At 63.5% G+C, this 15,884-nt stretch carries 14 protein-coding genes; 10 read left to right on the forward strand and 4 right to left on the reverse strand.

Annotated features, from left to right (window positions below; translation table 11 throughout):
• Positions 1-722: 722 nt before the first annotated feature.
• Positions 723-1,103: a nucleoside diphosphate kinase regulator gene (gene rnk / locus AAFG07_RS36410; RefSeq protein WP_342729347.1), complete on the forward strand. Its 381-nt coding sequence runs from the start codon at positions 723-725 to the stop codon at positions 1,101-1,103.
• A 284-nt stretch (positions 1,104-1,387) separates the two neighbouring features.
• On the opposite strand, the gene AAFG07_RS36415 is transcribed toward rnk, so the two are convergent.
• Together AAFG07_RS36415 and AAFG07_RS36420 are read right to left on the reverse strand one after the other, a co-directional pair.
• Positions 1,388-1,582: a hypothetical protein gene (locus AAFG07_RS36415; protein WP_342724459.1), complete on the reverse strand. Its 195-nt coding sequence runs from the start codon at positions 1,580-1,582 to the stop codon at positions 1,388-1,390.
• Between the two features lie 156 nt (positions 1,583-1,738).
• Positions 1,739-2,467: a sulfite exporter TauE/SafE family protein gene (locus AAFG07_RS36420; RefSeq protein ID WP_342724460.1), complete on the reverse strand. Its 729-nt coding sequence runs from the start codon at positions 2,465-2,467 to the stop codon at positions 1,739-1,741.
• A gap of 142 nt (positions 2,468-2,609) precedes the next feature.
• Between AAFG07_RS36420 and AAFG07_RS36425 the strand changes: the two genes are divergently transcribed.
• Both AAFG07_RS36425 and AAFG07_RS36430 read left to right on the forward strand, forming a co-directional pair.
• Entirely contained in the window at positions 2,610-2,900 is a 291-nt protein-coding gene (locus AAFG07_RS36425) for a hypothetical protein (protein ID WP_342724461.1), read from the forward strand.
• A gap of 295 nt (positions 2,901-3,195) precedes the next feature.
• The gene (locus tag AAFG07_RS36430; protein WP_342724462.1) at positions 3,196-6,249 is read left to right on the forward strand and encodes an AAA family ATPase; all 3,054 of its coding nucleotides are present in this window, start codon (positions 3,196-3,198) and stop codon (positions 6,247-6,249) included.
• A gap of 105 nt (positions 6,250-6,354) precedes the next feature.
• Here AAFG07_RS36430 and AAFG07_RS36435 read toward each other — a convergent pair whose 3' ends face one another.
• On the reverse strand, positions 6,355-7,419 hold the full coding sequence (locus AAFG07_RS36435; protein WP_342724463.1) for a hypothetical protein: 1,065 nt from the start codon (positions 7,417-7,419) through the stop codon (positions 6,355-6,357).
• 81 nt (positions 7,420-7,500) lie between these two features.
• Between AAFG07_RS36435 and AAFG07_RS36440 the strand changes: the two genes are divergently transcribed.
• The 6 genes from AAFG07_RS36440 (at position 7,501) to AAFG07_RS36465 (ending at position 14,204) form a co-directional block, all read left to right on the forward strand.
• Complete coding sequence (locus AAFG07_RS36440) at positions 7,501-8,763, forward strand: TetR family transcriptional regulator (RefSeq protein WP_342724464.1); 1,263 nt, start codon at positions 7,501-7,503, stop codon at positions 8,761-8,763.
• A 404-nt stretch (positions 8,764-9,167) separates the two neighbouring features.
• Positions 9,168-10,406 carry a branched-chain amino acid ABC transporter substrate-binding protein gene (locus tag AAFG07_RS36445; RefSeq protein WP_092123853.1) on the forward strand — a complete coding sequence of 413 codons (1,239 nt, stop codon included), beginning with the start codon at positions 9,168-9,170 and terminating at the stop codon, positions 10,404-10,406.
• Positions 10,407-10,526: 120 nt separating this feature from the next.
• Positions 10,527-11,474, forward strand: a complete 948-nt coding sequence (locus AAFG07_RS36450; RefSeq protein WP_173638683.1) for a branched-chain amino acid ABC transporter permease — start codon at positions 10,527-10,529, stop codon at positions 11,472-11,474.
• Positions 11,471-12,763: a branched-chain amino acid ABC transporter permease gene (locus AAFG07_RS36455; protein WP_342724465.1), complete on the forward strand. Its 1,293-nt coding sequence runs from the start codon at positions 11,471-11,473 to the stop codon at positions 12,761-12,763. Before AAFG07_RS36450 ends, AAFG07_RS36455 begins: the two co-directional genes overlap by 4 nt.
• Positions 12,760-13,509: an ABC transporter ATP-binding protein gene (locus AAFG07_RS36460; protein WP_342724466.1), complete on the forward strand. Its 750-nt coding sequence runs from the start codon at positions 12,760-12,762 to the stop codon at positions 13,507-13,509. Before AAFG07_RS36455 ends, AAFG07_RS36460 begins: the two co-directional genes overlap by 4 nt.
• Complete coding sequence (locus tag AAFG07_RS36465; protein WP_342724467.1) at positions 13,509-14,204, forward strand: ABC transporter ATP-binding protein; 696 nt, start codon at positions 13,509-13,511, stop codon at positions 14,202-14,204. The genes AAFG07_RS36460 and AAFG07_RS36465 overlap by 1 nt, the downstream gene beginning before the upstream one ends.
• 77 nt (positions 14,205-14,281) lie before the next feature.
• Here AAFG07_RS36465 and AAFG07_RS36470 read toward each other — a convergent pair whose 3' ends face one another.
• A complete protein-coding gene (locus tag AAFG07_RS36470; protein ID WP_342724468.1) occupies positions 14,282-15,196 on the reverse strand; it encodes a LysR family transcriptional regulator in 915 nt (304 codons plus the stop codon).
• A 68-nt stretch (positions 15,197-15,264) separates the two neighbouring features.
• Between AAFG07_RS36470 and AAFG07_RS36475 the strand changes: the two genes are divergently transcribed.
• Positions 15,265-15,882: an N-acetyltransferase gene (locus tag AAFG07_RS36475; protein ID WP_342724469.1), complete on the forward strand. Its 618-nt coding sequence runs from the start codon at positions 15,265-15,267 to the stop codon at positions 15,880-15,882.
• Positions 15,883-15,884: the final 2 nt, after the last annotated feature.

Raw genomic sequence — 15,884 nt, forward strand, 5'->3', positions numbered from 1 at the left:
TTCCGACCATGGCTGGTTGCTACGTTCTAACCACGTTCGAGAACGTAGTCCTCTATATTGGATTGACCAACAATCTCAGGCGTCGCATCGGTGAGCACCTGGACAATCCCGCGAAGGTGGACACTACGACCCTTGGAATTGCATTCTTCTTTCATTGGTTGGAGACGGAAGAACTCAACAAAGTTGAAAGAACGTGGATGAACATACATCTACTAGAGGAAGCCAGTCTGCCAGTGTTGAACGGAGCTTATTCGCCGACCTCCACCTAGCATTCCCAAGGGACACCCCTCTCAGCGGACCTATTTGTCAACACACGACCGGCAGCTTCTATTGCCATCCATCCGCTGCTCGCGCTCGCCGCCGGCGCGGTGCTCGGCCTCACCGGCATCGGCCAGCCCTGATACGGCGCATGCGCGCTTTCGCCGCAATGGATGCGACGTCGCCAGCGGCTATGTTGATGGTGCCATGATCGACACCTTGAGCATCGACACCCGCATTGCGCGCCTCGGTTTGCGCGCTGGACGTCTGCACGCAGGCACTTAGCCGGCCGGCGATCGCACGCCGTCCGGATTCTCGTCGTCGTCAATTCATAACACCATCAAATCATTCGGCCCGACGCATCGCGCGAGACATCCGCGCGCCGGCGTCGCCGCGCCCGCGATCAACTGCAGAGATCATCCGACATGACCCGAACCATTCAGAACGACTTTACCGCTCCCGCATTGCCGCCGATCGTGATCACCGCGAGCGAGGCGCATCGCCTCAGCGCGCTGGCCGATTCCAGCATGGCGGTGTTTCCGCGCGTGGCCCAGTTCCTCGCGCGCGAGACCGACCGGGCCCGGGTCGTCGCCGACGATTCCGAACTGCCCGACGTGGTCCGCATGGGCGCGCGCGTGCGCTACCGCGACGACGAGACCGGCGACGTCAGGGAAGTCGTGCTGGTGTACCCGCACGAAGCCGACATCGCGCTGCGGCGCATCTCGGTGCTGACGCCGGTCGGCGCCGCGCTGATCGGGCTTTCAGTCGGTCAGACGATCGATTTCCAGACGCCGAGCCACCAGACGCGCTCGGTGACGATTTTGGCCGTGAAGCAGCAGAGCTAGCGGCGCGACCTCGCCAAGTGTAACGCCCGTCCTAGGTGAGGGAGCCACCGGCGGAAGGGCTCCCTCCCCCCTTGCGGGGGAGGGTTGGGGAGAGGGGTGCCACACGGCGGACTCTCTCGGCAGAGTCTTGAACCAGACACGTCATAGGTGTTGCGACAGCGATGCGCATTCGATCATCTCGCCCGGGGCCACCCCTCTCCCCACCCTCTCCCGCAAGGGGAGAGGGGGCCTGACCGGCGTGCTCACCTTACGTGCCGGCGATATCAGAATGCTCAGCGCGTAGCTTAAGCCGCCAGATGACACTGCCCCATCTCGATCCCGTGCCGGCGCCCACGCGCGATGCCCTCGGCGATCGCCTTCACGACGATCTCGGCGTCGTCGGGGGAAAGATGGTCGAGCGGCTGCCAGGCGCGCATGATGTCGCGCGCACGGTCCAGATCGCCGTAGATTGCAAGAACAGGAAGCGTTTTGATCGGCATGTCCGTGGCTCCCAACCGCAACTGCGCGAGCCTACCTCACCTGGGTCGGCGGAGCCATGCGTTCGGCAGTCGCGGTTCCGCACTTTGCCGGCCGCCGATGCATGGCGAGAAGCCAGCAACTGGCTGCCATTGTGACTGGAGGCGCGGCTGGCGCAGCTACAACACCAGCAACAGCCCGGAAACCAGCAAGATGCTGAGAATAATTCGCCGGAACAGCGCGTCATCGACGCAGCGAAAAACGAAAAGCCCGAGCGCCGTTCCTGCGAGAAGTGCCGGGATGCTGACGGCGAAGTCAACCAGGACCCTTGTCGACAGATCTCCTCGGATCAGCATGAGACCAAGTGCGAATATCTGCATGGCGGCGATGAAGGGTTGAACCATTCCACGCTGCTCGGTTTTCGGCACGCCGTGGATGTCACACCATATGGTCGGTATTGCTCCCGGCATTGCCGTCAGCCCGCCGACAAAGCCTTCGCCGAAACCGATCAATGCATTGCGGCCCGCATTCATCTGCAGGCGATGAGAAAGCACCGGCCGGAATAACGTGTAGGCCGCATAGCAGGCGACGGCGAGACCAAAGCTCTCTCTGAAGATCCGCGCGTCCGCGGCTTGCAGCAACCAGACGGCGATCGGAACGCCAAGCAATCCGCCGACGACCAGTGCGGAGCTCTGTTTCCAGCGGATGCTCTTTCTCAGGGCCCAGAGACCCGTGGCCTGCACGGTGATGCTGCAGACCATCATCAGCGGGACCGCCTCCAGTGGTGGGAGAACGTGCAGCAGAATCGCGCCGGCCACCGCCGAAAAGGCAAAACCCGCGAGGCCCGAGACGAAGGCGCCGCAAAACACAGCGATACTGAGCAGGCAAAACGACGCAATGTCGCCCATGAGCTAACCCTTTTCGGTTCGCAAAATCCGGGAATAACGACGTGGCGATCAGTCCGTGGACGACAGTCCGGTTGGCTCGGGCGCTGTCCCGGCATCGCTCTGGCGGGTCGAAGTCAGCATCGTCGCTGCAAGGATGTGCACAATGACGAAGCAGATGGCGATCGTTGCCAGCAGCGCATTCTCGCTCGGTGCCGAAACCCGAAGCTTGCGTTCGGACGACTTTTCACTGACCGACATTGTCATGTCCTCCGATATCGGATCGCGAGGCAAACTGGTGCCACCTGTCGTCGATCAGGTGACGATACTGTCGACGGGTGCGCTCTGCCTGCAGCCGTCGCGAATGGTGGAGCGCCTGAAGGAGGCGCCCAAACCAGCCCTCTTTTCGGGGAAAACTCGTGGAGGCGACGGAAAACAACGGATCGCTTCGGGTTGAAGCCCTGCCGTCGAACAATGGTACGGCCGCTGCCGCGATCGACTGAAACATCTTGCGAAACAACAACCCATAGAACACGCGGGTGAGACGCCGCGCCTTTTCTTCCAAGCGCATGACACGAGCACCTTGTGTGAGTGGCTGGATACGGCTGGAAGTATCGAACGGGACGCCACGCCGCGCTTTAACGCGAGCTTAATTTGTTCTTATCGTTTCCTTGATTTTGCAGGGTGTGCTTGCTTTCGGGCCGCCGTACCGGTTGAATGTCCGCCTCGCGTGCACCCCCGAAGGCATTGTTTTGCAGTATCTATTTGACGAGTTTGTTCTCGACACCGAGCAGCGGGAATTGCGCCGTGACGGACGTCCGATCCCGTTGCAGCCTCAGGTTTTTGACCTCCTCGAATATCTTGTCCGCCACCGCGCCCGGGTGGTGACCAAGGACGATCTGATCAGTGCAATCTGGGGCGGGCGCATCGTCTCGGAGTCAGCGCTCACCACCCGGATCAACGCAGCCCGTACCGGAATAGGCGATTCCGGCGAGGCGCAACGGCTGATCAAGACCTTGCCGCGCAAAGGCGTCCGCTTTGTCGGCACGGTGCGGGAAGCCCCCCGGGAGGTCGCGAACGCGGTCGTACCTCTGAAGGTCGAGATCTCCACCCTGGTGGTCGGCCGGACAGCCTCCTTCGCGACGATCGACCAGATGACGCGGCATGTGTTGTCCGGCAAGCGGCAGATGGCTTTTGTCACCGGAGAAGCCGGGATCGGCAAGACGGCCTTCATCGCCAAGGCGATCGAGCAGCTGACGGAACAGGGCTTCGATCAGCTCTATGGGCGCTGCACTGAACGATTCGGAACGGACGAAGTCTTTCTTCCACTCATCGATGCACTGCTGAACCGTTATCGCGCAAACGGTCCGGAATTGATGTCGGCCGTTCGCGCGCACGCCCCCACCTGGATACTGCAATTGCCGGGCGCAATCGACGCATCGGAACGCGCGGCTTTCCAGGATGAAGTGTTCGGCGCGACGCGCGAGCGGATGCTGCGCGAATTTTGCGATCTTCTGGAAGCACTAAGCACCGGCCGCCCCTGGGTCCTTGTGCTCGAAGATCTGCATTGGAGCGACTTCGCGACACTCGACGTGCTGTCTCGCTTCGCGCGCGGAAACGGCAAGGCGCGCGTGCTGGTGCTCTGCTCCTATCGTCCGGCCGAGAGTTCTGCCGGCGGGCATCCCATCCGTCGCCTGCACCGGGATCTCGAGATCCATGGATACTGCAGCGAATTGCGGCTCGATCGATTGTCGCGTTCCGAGGTCGAGCGTTACCTGGCCTTGCGCTTCGACGACGAGGACCTTGCCTCCAGCCTGTCAAAGCCCGTGTTCGAGCGAACGCTAGGACATCCCTTGTTCGTTGCCTCGCTGCTCAAACATTTGATCGACCAGGAGTCGATCGTCGAAATCGACGGCAGATGGCGCCTGGCCTCGCAGGCGGCATTCACGCAAGATCGCATTCCAGACAGCCTCCTGAACATGATCGGCCACGAGCTCGATCGCCTCACCGATCACGAGCGGCGCCTGCTCGATGTCGCCAGCGTTGCCGGCGAAGAATTTTCTGCGGCCCTCGTTGCGGCTGGCTTGTCCGACGATCCGATCGACGTTGAAAGGGACATCGAAGCGTCGATCCGGAAGGATCAAATCCTCGTCCGTTCGGGGGTTTCCGAGTGGCCCGATGGCACATACTCGGGCTCCTACGCCTTTCGTCACATTCTCTATCAGAATATCATTTACCAGAATCTGCCGCCGGGGCACCGCGCGCAGACGCACAAGCGCTTGGGCAAGAGGCTGGAGGAGGCCTATGCCGGCCGCACCCCTGAAATTGCGCCCGCGCTCGCACTTCACTTTGAGCAGGGGCGCGACTTTCCGAGCGCGTTGCGCTACCTCCGGGAAGCGGCAAGGAGCTCGACGAAGCGCCTCGGCCATGCGGAAGCCGCAAGCTATCTCACCCGCGCGCTCGGCATACTTGATCGTTTCGATGCGGCCGACAAATTCTCAACCCGCGTCGCTCTCTTGCGGGAGCGGAGCTGGGCGCTTCGCTCGTGCGGCGACCTCGCCGGCTCGATCCGTGATTTGCGCGACATGATCGCCTGCGCCGAACGGGCCGGCGAGATCAAGCAGCAGCTCAACGGCCTCACGGCTGTGAGCAGTCTCTGCTTGCGTGTGGACCGCCACGCCTGCCTTGAGGCCGCTGACGATGTGCTGTCGCGAAGCCATACGCTTGCGGACGACACATTCAAGGCTCTGGTCCAGGGTAGCAGCGCGAGCGTCAACCTGTTCCTCAACGGCTGGCGCAAACAGGACGCCACGCTCTGCGACAGGGCGATCGAGCTGAGTGCGAATGCCACGAACTATGGCGTGTTGATCAGACGCAATGGAATATCCGGTATCGTTGATTGCTGGCGGTCGCGGTACCAGGAGTGCCGCCGCGCCGGCACCGAAGGAAAGCGGTTGGCGCGTCTAGCCGGCGACGTTTACACTTTTGTCCTGTTCAACGTTCTTGAATCCATCGCGCTCATTCATCTCGGCGAATGGCGCGAATTGCGGCGTGAAATCACGGCCGGCCTGGAACTTGCCGTCAGGAACGCGAACGGCCCCAGCAGCGCATTATGCAGGCTGACGCTTGCATGGTTGCATGTCGAAGCGATGGACTTTGATGGAGCCCGGGAGCTCTGCGAAAGCGTCGACGACAGCCTGCTGGTCGGCGATCAGTCGACCTACTTCCACAAGCGGGCCGTCCTTGCGAAGGCCTATGTCGGCCTGAACGATCCGTCGGGAGCGCGCAGGCAATTCGACGATATCGAGCGCCGCAGGCATGAGGAAGGCATCGACATCGAATTTACCGCCGCGACGCAGGTGTATCATTGCCTCGGCGAATATTACCTGCAGGTTGACGACCTTATGCAGGCTCAGAGCTGTGCACGCCGGCTCCACGACTATGTGGCCACGGCTCCGGATCTCAATCACCTGGCCCAGGCCCACGGACTGCTCGCGCGGACTGCGCTTGCCTTGGGCGATTCAGCGGAGGCTCGGTTGCAGCTGTCCCGCGCGCTGGAAATCGTCGACGGTGCCGACTTCCCGATTGCTTCCTGGCGGGTGTACCGCACGGCCGCCGAGATCTTCGCGAAGTACGGAGACGTCGACAGGGCGGCGAGGTATCGCATGCGATTTGCCGAGACCATCCGAACGCTCGCGCAAAATTTCGAACCCGAGGATCGGCTGCACAAGAGCTTGCTCGCGGTGCTGGCGACGCGAACAGCGCAACTCGAAGCGATGACCTCGCTGCCTTCGCGGCCCGCTTAGCCGACCGAGACCTCAGCAAGATCATCGAATCTGATCGTTATCCCGCCGCTCATGACGGTCGGGTTGCAGGTTCGAGCCCTGCCCCCGCCGCCAACGCGCGATCTGTTACTCGGCGCCCGAGCCGCCCTGCACGATCTTCTCGTTCAGCTTCTGATCGACGGTCTCGACGGTGCGGTCGATCTCGGCGCTGGGCGTGCCGAGCTGGTGCGAGATCAGCTTCACCAGCAGATCGACGCGCTCGATGAACGGTGCGCCGGCGGCGACCGCGCGGGCCGCCGAGGACGGCTTGAGCAGGCTTTCCGCCGCCTTGGCGTATTTCGCGAACGGCACCTGATCCGCAGGATCGGCACCGAGCTTCCGCGCGATGGTATCGACGTGGTCATAGATCGCCTGCGAGCGCGTCAGGTCGCCGTGGACGGCGTCGCGGATCGATTGCGGCTCAGTTGGCGTGATGCAGCGGTAGTTGCCGGTCAGCAGCATCGACCATTTCGCGAGCGGCACGAACAGCGACGAGAACACTTTCAGCTTCACCGGAACGTCCTGGCCGTCGAGCGTCACCGCGTCGATGTCGGCTTCGAGCTCGCGCAGCACCTTGTTGTGCTTGTCGTCGGCGAAGACGGAAGCCTTGAAGTTGGTCGGCAGGCCGACATGCAGCACGTTGGCCTTCTCCTCCGGCGGACGGAACGCCTGCGGATCCGGCGAGCACAGCGTGACGAGGCCCGGCTCGAAGCGCTCCCAGACCTGGGCGTTGGTGTAGGCCTCCTCGAGGTCCATGCCGGCGAGCGCGGGGATCCGCTTCAGATACGGCAGGGGCGGCATGTTCATGATCGACAGGCAGGGCAGCTTCGCCGCCGCGATCTTGATCATCAGCACGCGAACCGTGTGGTTGGTGTATTGCGGCTCCTGCATCGCCAGGCCGACCATGTCGTAGCGCGACACGTCGACGTCGGCGGGCGTGACGGCGTCGAGCTTGCCCGGCAGGTCGCGCGAGAAGATCGAGCGGTGCTGCTTCTCGTCCCGCAGCTTGATGCGCACCTCGGTGCCGTCGCGGTTGATCAGATCGGCGGTGTTCTTCCGGCACACCAGGGACACGTTGTGCCCCGCCATCAGAAGCTTGGTCCCCAGCAGGGAGCCGTAGGAAGCCCCAAGGATCAGAATGTTGCGCGCCATGCTCTCTCCAAAAGCCGCTGGTGTATGGTATACCAACGTCTATCGCAGATCGACAAGCCGCTGCCAAGGGGATTATCTCGCGTGCGGATTTTCCGCGATCAGGAAGGGCATTCGAGCTTGCAAGTCGCCGCCGACCCGACGGATCGGGCTGAAGAAATCCTCGTCTCAGCTTCCCGGCTGTTTGCCCGCCACTCCTACGCGAACGTGACGATGGAGCAGGTCGCGGCGTCCGTACGGGCGGTGCCGGGCGCGCTGTACCACTATTTCCGCGACAAGGAAGATCTGATCTTCCACTGCTATCTGCGCGGCCTTGCGATCTATCGGCATGAGATTGAAACGGCGGCCGAACCCGGTATCGACGGGCTCGAGATCATCAGGCGCTTTGTGCGCGGCAGGCTGCGGCCTGAAAGCCAGCGCATGATCCTGTTCACCGATATCGATGCGCTGGCTGCTCCCTACAGCAGCGAAGTCCATGCCAAGCGCTGGCAGAATGCCGCGCGGCTTGCGGAGATTCTGGATCGGGGCGTGGCCGACGGCTCGATCGCCTGCGACGAACCACAGCTCACGGCCGTGGCGCTCATCTCCATCCTGGACTGGGTGCCGTTCTGGCTGTCCGAACGCGACTACTACACGCGCCAGCAGGCGATCGATGCCATCGATGACATCATCACGCACGGCGTGTACCGGCGCGAGATCGCGGTTCCGGAAATGCCCGAACCGCTCAGCCTTGCCCCATTCCTGGAGTCTCGCGCGGCGTTGAACAAGCGGGCTGCGAAGTTCGACAGGATGCTTTCGATTGCCTCCGACAGCTTCAACCGCAGGGGCGCGTCAGGCACGTCGCTCGAGAGCATCGCCGTCGATGCGGGCATGACCCGCGCCGGCATCTACTATCACTTCAGCGAAAAGGAGAGCCTGCTGCTGGCTTGCCTGCGACGCGGGCTCGCCGGCGAGATCAGCATTCGCGAGCACCTGCAGGACCAGCGCCTCGGCGCATTCGATCACATCGTGCAGAGAATCCGCTTGCTGTTGATGCTGCACGACACGCCCTGCGGCCCGAAGGCGACCTATCACAACATCAACTATCTCAACGAAATCGACCGGAAGGCCTATGTCGGCGAGGTGCTGGCGACGATCCGGCGGGACCAGGACAGCTATCAGCGCTGGATCGATGAGGGCCGCTTCCGCCGCATCGACACCTACTTCGCAGAGCGTATTCTGACCGGAATGGGCCATTGGTATCCGATCTGGTTCAAGACCAGGCGCGACTGGTCTCCAGCCGAGATCGCAGATCATTTCGCGCGGTTGTTTCTCGCAGGTCTCAAGCCGCGCCGGCATCCGGCCTGAGCCGCCGCGGTAGCGATCGCTGTTTTCTCCTTCCCCCTGAAAGGGGGAAGGTCGGGATGGGGGGCGGCCACCGGCAACGCTGTATGCGGAGAGAGCCGATCCCCACCCGCTTCGCTCTCTCGAGCGAAGCGACCTCCCCTTTTCAAGGGGAGGTTAGAGTCGGGCCGCGGGCGACATCGGTTCCAAACAGTGAGCCAGCGCGCGAGCGCTGGCCTCATCCAAAAGTTTACCTGCAATTCAAAACAGCGACCGATTCCGGCGACATATAGCCTATAACATCATACTACCTTCCGCTAAAACTTGACGCTGTATTCAAAGCGAAAGTTGCGAAGGCGCGGCAATTGGGGTTATGAGACGGCCTCGATCGCTAAAGATCAAGAAACACGAGCAAGGGAGAACGCGCGATGCATAAGCTGATCGTTGCCGCCGCGGCAGCGCTGACGGTGTTGGGAGGCGCGGCGTCCGCGCAGGAAACCATCAAGATCGGCTATATCGATCCGCTCTCCGGCGGCGGCGCCAGCGTTGGCGAAGGCGGCCTGAAGACGTTTCAGTATCTCGCCGATGAACTGAACGCCAAGGGCGGCATCCTCGGCCACAAGGTCGAGATCGTCCCGCTCGACAACAAGACCAATCCGCAGGAAAGCCTGGTGCAGGCGCAGAAGGCGGTCGACGCCGGCATCCACTACATCACCCAGGGCAACGGCTCGTCGGTCGGTGCCGCGCTGGAAGATTTCGTCACCAAGAACAATTCGCGCAACCCCGGCAAGGAAGTGCTCTACTTCAACTACGCCGCGGTCGATCCGAGCATGACCAACGAGAAGTGCAGCTACTGGCATTTCCGCTGGGATGCGAACTCGGACATCAAGATGGCCGCGCTGACCAACTACATGAAGGGCCAGCCGTCGATCAAGAAAGTCTATCTGATCAACATGGACTATTCGTTCGGCCAGTCGGTGCGCTCAGAAGCGCGCAAGATGCTGGGCGAAAAGCGACCGGATATCCAGATCGTCGGCGACGAACTGCATCCGATGCTCAAGGTCACCGATTTCTCGCCCTACATCGCCAAGATCAAGGCGTCCGGCGCCGACACGGTCGTGACCGGCAATTGGGGACAGGACTTCGCGCTGCTGTTGAAGGCCGCGGCTGACGCCGGCCTCAAGGTCAACTGGTACACCTATTATGCCGGTGGCGCCGGTGGACCGACCGCAATCAAGCAGACCGGCCTCGACCACCAGGTGTTCCAGATAAGCGAGGGCATCCCGAACTCCGGCAACAAGGCGGCGATGGATTTCGAGAAGGACTTCCGCGCCAAGACCGGCATTTCCGTGTGGTATCCGCGCGCCGTCAACGAGATGCGGATGTTCAAGGCCGCTGCCGAGAAGGCCAATTCGATCGATCCGGTGAAAGTCGCGGCCGCACTCGAGGGCATGAAGTTCGAAGTGTTCGACGGCGGCGACGGCTTCATGCGCAAGGACGACCACCAGTTCTTCCAGCCGATCATCATCTCCTCGTTCGGAACGTTGGCCGACAAGGCCAAGGAGCCGTTCGACGAAGAGAATACCGGCTGGGGTTGGCACCCCGTCTCCAAGATCGACACCGATCAGACGATGCTTCCGACCACCTGCAACATGAAGCGGCCCTGAACGGCCCTTCGGTCATTCCGGGATGGTGCGCAAGCACCAGAACCCGGAATGACGGGTAGGTTCCTTTCGTTCGACAGGTTATTGATCACGTGAACCGTTCCAGTCTCAAGCGGGTGCGCCGTGGCTGAGCTCATCGTCATCTCGACACTCAACGGCGTGCTGTTCGGCATGCTGTTGTTTCTGCTGTCCAGCGGGCTCACCGTCATCTTCAGCATGATGGGCGTGCTCAATTTCGCGCATGCGAGCTTCTACATGCTGGGCGCGTTCTTCGGCTTTCAGCTCACCCGCTGGATCGGCTTCTGGCCGGCGCTGGTGATCGCACCGCTCCTGGTCGGCGTGGTCGGCATGGGCGTCGAGCGCTACGGCCTGCGCAACACCCACAAGCACGGCCATGTCGCCGAGCTGTTGCTGACCTTCGGTCTCGCCTTCGCCATCGAGGAAATCGTCTCGATGATCTGGGGCAAGAGCCCGGTCGACTATCGGGTCCCGGCGGCGCTCGACTTTCCGGCCTTCACTGTGTTCTCCACCAACTACCCCGCCTACAAGATCTTCATGCTGGTGGTCTCGGTCGTGATCTTCATCGCGCTCCTCGTCACGCTGAAGCGGACGCGGGTCGGCCTGATCGTGCAGGCCGCGCTGACCCATCCGAGCATGGTCGGCCATCTTGGCCACAATGTCGGCCGCGTGTTCATGCTGGTGTTCGGCGTCGGCAGCGCGCTGGCGGGTCTTGCCGGCGTCATCGCCGGGCCCTCGCTGGTGACGCAGTCCGACATGGCCGCGCTGCTCGGCCCGATCCTGTTCGTCGTCATCGTGTTCGGCGGTCTCGGCTCGCTGCCCGGCGCCTTCATCGCTTCGCTCCTGATCGGGCTGATCCAGACCTTTGCGGTCGCGCTCAACGGTTCGCTCGCCAGCGTGTTCGGCCCGCTCGATCCGAGCCTCGGCGCCTCGCCACTCACCGACATCTGGAACGTCACGATCGCGCAGATCGCGCCGATCCTGCCCTATCTGCTGCTGGTGCTGGTGCTGATCTTCCGCCCCATGGGCCTGTTGGGGACGCGCGAGTCATGACGAACGCTGTGACCCCCGCTCCCGCAGTGGCCAAAGAAGAGGCCGCCGGTGCCCTGAGCTTCTATGGCGTCTGGCTGCTCGCAGCCGCCGCGCTCGTCGTGCTGCCGCTGATCTTCTCCTCCGGCGGCTCGCTGACCTCGTTCAGCCTGATCGGCATCGCGATCATCTTCGCGCTGTCCTACAACATCCTGCTCGGCCAGACCGGGCTCTTGTCGTTCGGCCACGCCGTGCAGTACGGCCTCGGCGGCTTCCTCGCCGTGCACGCCATGAACGCCGTCGCGAGCCACAACTGGCCGATCCCGCTGCCGGTGATCCCGCTGGTCGGCGGCATCGGCGGCATGGCGTTCGCGCTGGTGGTCGGCTGGGTCATGACCAAGCGCGCCGGCACCGTGTTCGCGATGATCTCGCTCGGCATCGGCGAGTTAGTCGCCTCGTCGTCGCTGATCCTGCGCAGCGTGTTCGGCGGCGAATCCGGCATCACCACCGACCGCACCGCGCTGATGCCACTATTCGGCTGGACCTTCGGGCCGCAGATCCAGGTCTACTACCTGATCGCGTTCTGGGTAATGGTCTCGGCAATCGCGATGTACGCGCTGACCCGCACGCCGCTCGGGCGCATCTGCAACGCGGTGCGCGACAATCCGGAACGGGTCGAGTTCATCGGCTACGATCCGCATGTGGTGCGCTATCTCGCCTACATGTTCGCCGGCTTCTTCGCCGGCATCGCCGGCGGCCTCGCCGCGATCAATTTCGAGATCGCCAACTCGGCCTATCTCGGCGCGACGCAGTCGGGCCTGGTGCTGTTCGCAGCCTTCATCGGCGGCACCGCCTACTTCTTCGGTCCGATCCTCGGCGCCATCCTGGTGACGTACCTGCAGCTCGGGCTGACCAACGTCACCTCGGTCTGGCAGCTCTATTTCGGCATCATCTTCATCGCCATCGTGATGTTCGCACCGGGCGGCATCGCCGGCATTTTGATGAAGCACCGTCCGCTGATCCGCGCCGGTACGCTCGGCACCGTCATCCCGTCTTACCTGGTCGCGGCGATCCCGACGCTGGCGCTGGCGCTCGGCATCATCCTGACCATCGAGACGGTCGCGCGCTTCTCCGGCGGCGATGCCATCAATCTGCTCGGCATTCCCTTCGTCGCGACCGCGCCGGCGACCTGGGCGACTGCCGCGATTCTCGTCGTCGGCGGCTTCCTGGTCGCGCGCATCACCTGGCGGCGCGTTGCGGAAGCCTGGGATCGCGCCGCGACGGTGGCCCGTGATCGGGGGTATCTCGCATGACCGCAGCCATCCAAGTCAACGCCGTCGAGAAGAGCTTCGGCAATGTCGCCATCATCCGCGATCTCAATCTGAGCGTCGCCAAGGGCGAGCGTCACGCCATCATCGGCCCGAACGGCGCCGGCAAGTCGACGACGTTCAACCTGATCAGTGGCTACATCAAGCCAACCTCGGGCGAGATCCGGCTCAACGGCGAGGTCACCTCGGGGCTGCGGCCGTTCGAGATCAACCGGCGCGGGCTGTCGCGCTCGTTCCAGGTCACCAACGTGTTCGCCCGCATGACGGTGTGGGAGAACGTCCGCTGCGCCGTGCTGTGGGCGACCGGCCACCGCTACGCGTTCTGGAAGAATGTCGACAACCTGCCCGAGGTGAAGCAGCGCACCGCGCAGATCCTCGACGACATCCATCTCACCCATCGCCGCGACGTGCCGGCAGGCTTGCTCACCTATGCCGAGCAGCGCGAGCTGGAGATCGGCATCACGATCGCCGGCGGCGCCAGTGTCATCATGCTGGACGAGCCGACCGCGGGCATGAGCCATGCCGAGACCGAGCGCGCCGTCGCGCTGATCCGCCGCCTCACCGAAGGACGCACGCTCGTGATCGTCGAGCACGACATGAGCGTGGTGTTCGGCCTCGCCGACCGCATCTCGGTCTTGGTCTACGGCCACATCATCGCCTCCGGCACTCCGGAGGAAATCCGCGGCAATCCGAAGGTCAAGGAAGCCTATCTCGGCGAGGAGGTCGACTGATGCTCGAGGTCAGGAATCTCCACGCCTATTACGGCAAGAGCCACATCCTGCAGGGTGTCGATCTCGACATCGCCGCCGGCGAAGTGGTCAGCCTGCTCGGCCGCAACGGCGTCGGCCGCTCGACCACCGTCAAGGCGATCATGGGCGAAGTGCCGCCGCAAGGCACCATCCGCTTCAAGGGCCAGGACATCGCGGGTTTGCCGAGCCACAAGATCGCCCGCCTCGGCCTCGGCTATGTGCCGGAGCATCGCGACGTCTTCCCGAGCCTGACGGTTCGCCAGAACCTGATCCTCGGCATCAAGGACCCGCGTCGCCCCGGCAAGTGGCGGCTGCAGGAGATGCTCGACATGTTCCCCAACCTCGCCCGCCGCGCCGATACGCCGGCCGGCGTGCTGTCGGGCGGCGAGAAGCAGATGCTGACCACCTGCCGCACGCTGCTCGGCGACCCCGACCTGATGATGATCGACGAGCCGACCGAGGGCCTGGCGCCGCTGATCGTGCAGCAGGTCGGCGAACTGATCGCGCGGATCGCGAAAGCCGGCGTCGCCATCCTGCTGGTCGAGCAGAAGCTCTCGATCGCGATGAAGATCTCGAACCGGGTCTACATCATGGGCCACGGCCGCGTGGTGTTCGAAGGCACCCCCGACCAGCTCAAGGCGAACGCCGCCATTCGCGAGGAATGGCTCGAGGTGTGAGGGGGGTTCCCCGCTCGTGACCGACGGCGGCGGATCACGGGACAACGCCATATCCGGGCAAAGCGGCACGGATCGGGTCAGGCCGGAGCGCGCGCGGGCTTCCTGTATTCCGCGGTCTCGGCGCGAAGCAGGTCGCAGAATTCGAGCGCGAGACGGCTGCGCGGCCGTTGCGACGGAAACAGCAGCACGGTGGTGATCTCCAGCCGCGGCGTGAACGGCTTCAGCACGATCCGGGCGCTGGCAAAATCCCGCGCCACGACGGGATCGACGATCGAGAAGCCCAGCCCCTGCGCAACCAGGGCGCAGCGCTGCATGCTGTACTGAATCTCCGCCACCGTTCTGACCTCGGCCCCGGCGTCTTCGAAGGCGCGTTCGAGGCGCGTTCGATGCGGCGCGCCCGGGGCCGGCGCAATCATCGCCTCGCCGTGCAGGTCTTTTGGCATGATCAATCGCTTGGACCGCAGCCGGTGCTGACGCGGCAGCACGCAGATGGCGTCGGTCGTCATCAGCAGTTCGTCGTCGACCGCTGTAAAACCTGACTGGGGTCGCGCCAGCCCGACATCGCACTGGCCCGCAGCAACCAGGCTCCAGACCCGTTCGGGGCTATGCACGGCGACCGACAGCATGATGCCGGGGTTCTTCCTGGAGAACTTGCTGACGATCCGCGGCATCAACGAATAGGTGAATGCCGGAAGGCAGGCGATCCTCAGCGTCCCGCTGCCCCGCGCGCGAATGCCGCGCGCCGCACGCGCCAGATACTCCAGCCCGGCCTGGTTGCGCTCCACCTCATGCAGGAATATCTCGCCTTCCGGCGTCAAGGTGACGCCGCCGCGCCCGCGTTCGAACAGCGCGAAGCCGATCTCGCGCTCCAGCCGCGCGATGGCGCGACTGACGAAGGGCTGCCCGATCCGCAGGCTCAGGGCCGCCTTGGTAATTCCGTTGTGACGGACGACCTCGCGAAACAGGTCAACGTGTCTCGGATTCAGGGACATGACCAATCTGCATATGAACTGCCATTCCGGTCATTTGACGGCATGTTGGTTCGATGCGTCAATAGGGCATGCAATTCGCAGACAGACATGCCGCCTTGGCCACCGACCGCATCCTGCTGACCAGGATCCACCGTTCCGAGATCTCGCGGGTCAAGCCGCTCGGGGACGCCGGCATGCTTCGGCAGCTCGATCGCAGCGGACCCGGCCAGGCGGCGGCCGCGCGCATGGCAGCCACGCTGAGCTGCGCGAACGTCACGGCCGCGTTCGCGATCGAGGACGCCGGGTCGGGCGGCATCGTCGGCCTTACCGCTTTCGCGGCGCTCGAGCCGGAGGAGAAGCGGGCGAGGTTTGCGCCGATCTGGAGCAGCGGACGATTGGACGAGGTCCTGCTCATCAGCCATGTCGCGCATCTCATGACGCGGTATGCTTTCGAGGTGCTCGCCGTCGAGCGGGCCGAGGTGCATCTGGATTGGCGCCTGCGGCGTACGCTCGAGCTCTACACCGGCCTCGGCTTCCGCTGCGAGGGACGGCTTCGTGCCTATTTTGCCTGCGATGAAGGTCCATCCGCCGACGCTGCGGTCCTCAGCGTGGTACGCTCCGGATGGCCTGCCGTCGCCGACCGACAGCGCCGGCTCCTTGCCAACGAGGCGTGGCGCAGTCGGCTTCCGTCCGATCGTCCCCCATAGCG

Origin of the sequence: Bradyrhizobium sp. B097 (genome assembly GCF_038957035.1) — a bacterium.
Taxonomy (GTDB): Bacteria; Pseudomonadota; Alphaproteobacteria; order Rhizobiales; family Xanthobacteraceae; genus Bradyrhizobium.

Excerpts from the sequence above, each read along its gene's own strand:
- AAFG07_RS36455 (WP_342724465.1), top strand. The coding sequence starts at position 11,471 with ATGACGAACGCTGTGACCCCCGCTCCCGCAGTGGCCAAAGAAGAGGCC.
- AAFG07_RS36445 (WP_092123853.1), top strand. The coding sequence starts at position 9,168 with ATGCATAAGCTGATCGTTGCCGCCGCGGCAGCGCTGACGGTGTTGGGA.
- AAFG07_RS36475 (WP_342724469.1), top strand. The coding sequence starts at position 15,265 with ATGCAATTCGCAGACAGACATGCCGCCTTGGCCACCGACCGCATCCTG.
- AAFG07_RS36420 (WP_342724460.1), bottom strand. The coding sequence starts at position 2,467 with ATGGGCGACATTGCGTCGTTTTGCCTGCTCAGTATCGCTGTGTTTTGC.
- AAFG07_RS36465 (WP_342724467.1), top strand. The coding sequence starts at position 13,509 with ATGCTCGAGGTCAGGAATCTCCACGCCTATTACGGCAAGAGCCACATC.
- AAFG07_RS36470 (WP_342724468.1), bottom strand. The coding sequence starts at position 15,196 with ATGTCCCTGAATCCGAGACACGTTGACCTGTTTCGCGAGGTCGTCCGT.
- AAFG07_RS36460 (WP_342724466.1), top strand. The coding sequence starts at position 12,760 with ATGACCGCAGCCATCCAAGTCAACGCCGTCGAGAAGAGCTTCGGCAAT.
- AAFG07_RS36415 (WP_342724459.1), bottom strand. The coding sequence starts at position 1,582 with ATGCCGATCAAAACGCTTCCTGTTCTTGCAATCTACGGCGATCTGGAC.
- AAFG07_RS36435 (WP_342724463.1), bottom strand. The coding sequence starts at position 7,419 with ATGGCGCGCAACATTCTGATCCTTGGGGCTTCCTACGGCTCCCTGCTG.
- AAFG07_RS36425 (WP_342724461.1), top strand. The coding sequence starts at position 2,610 with ATGACGAAGCAGATGGCGATCGTTGCCAGCAGCGCATTCTCGCTCGGT.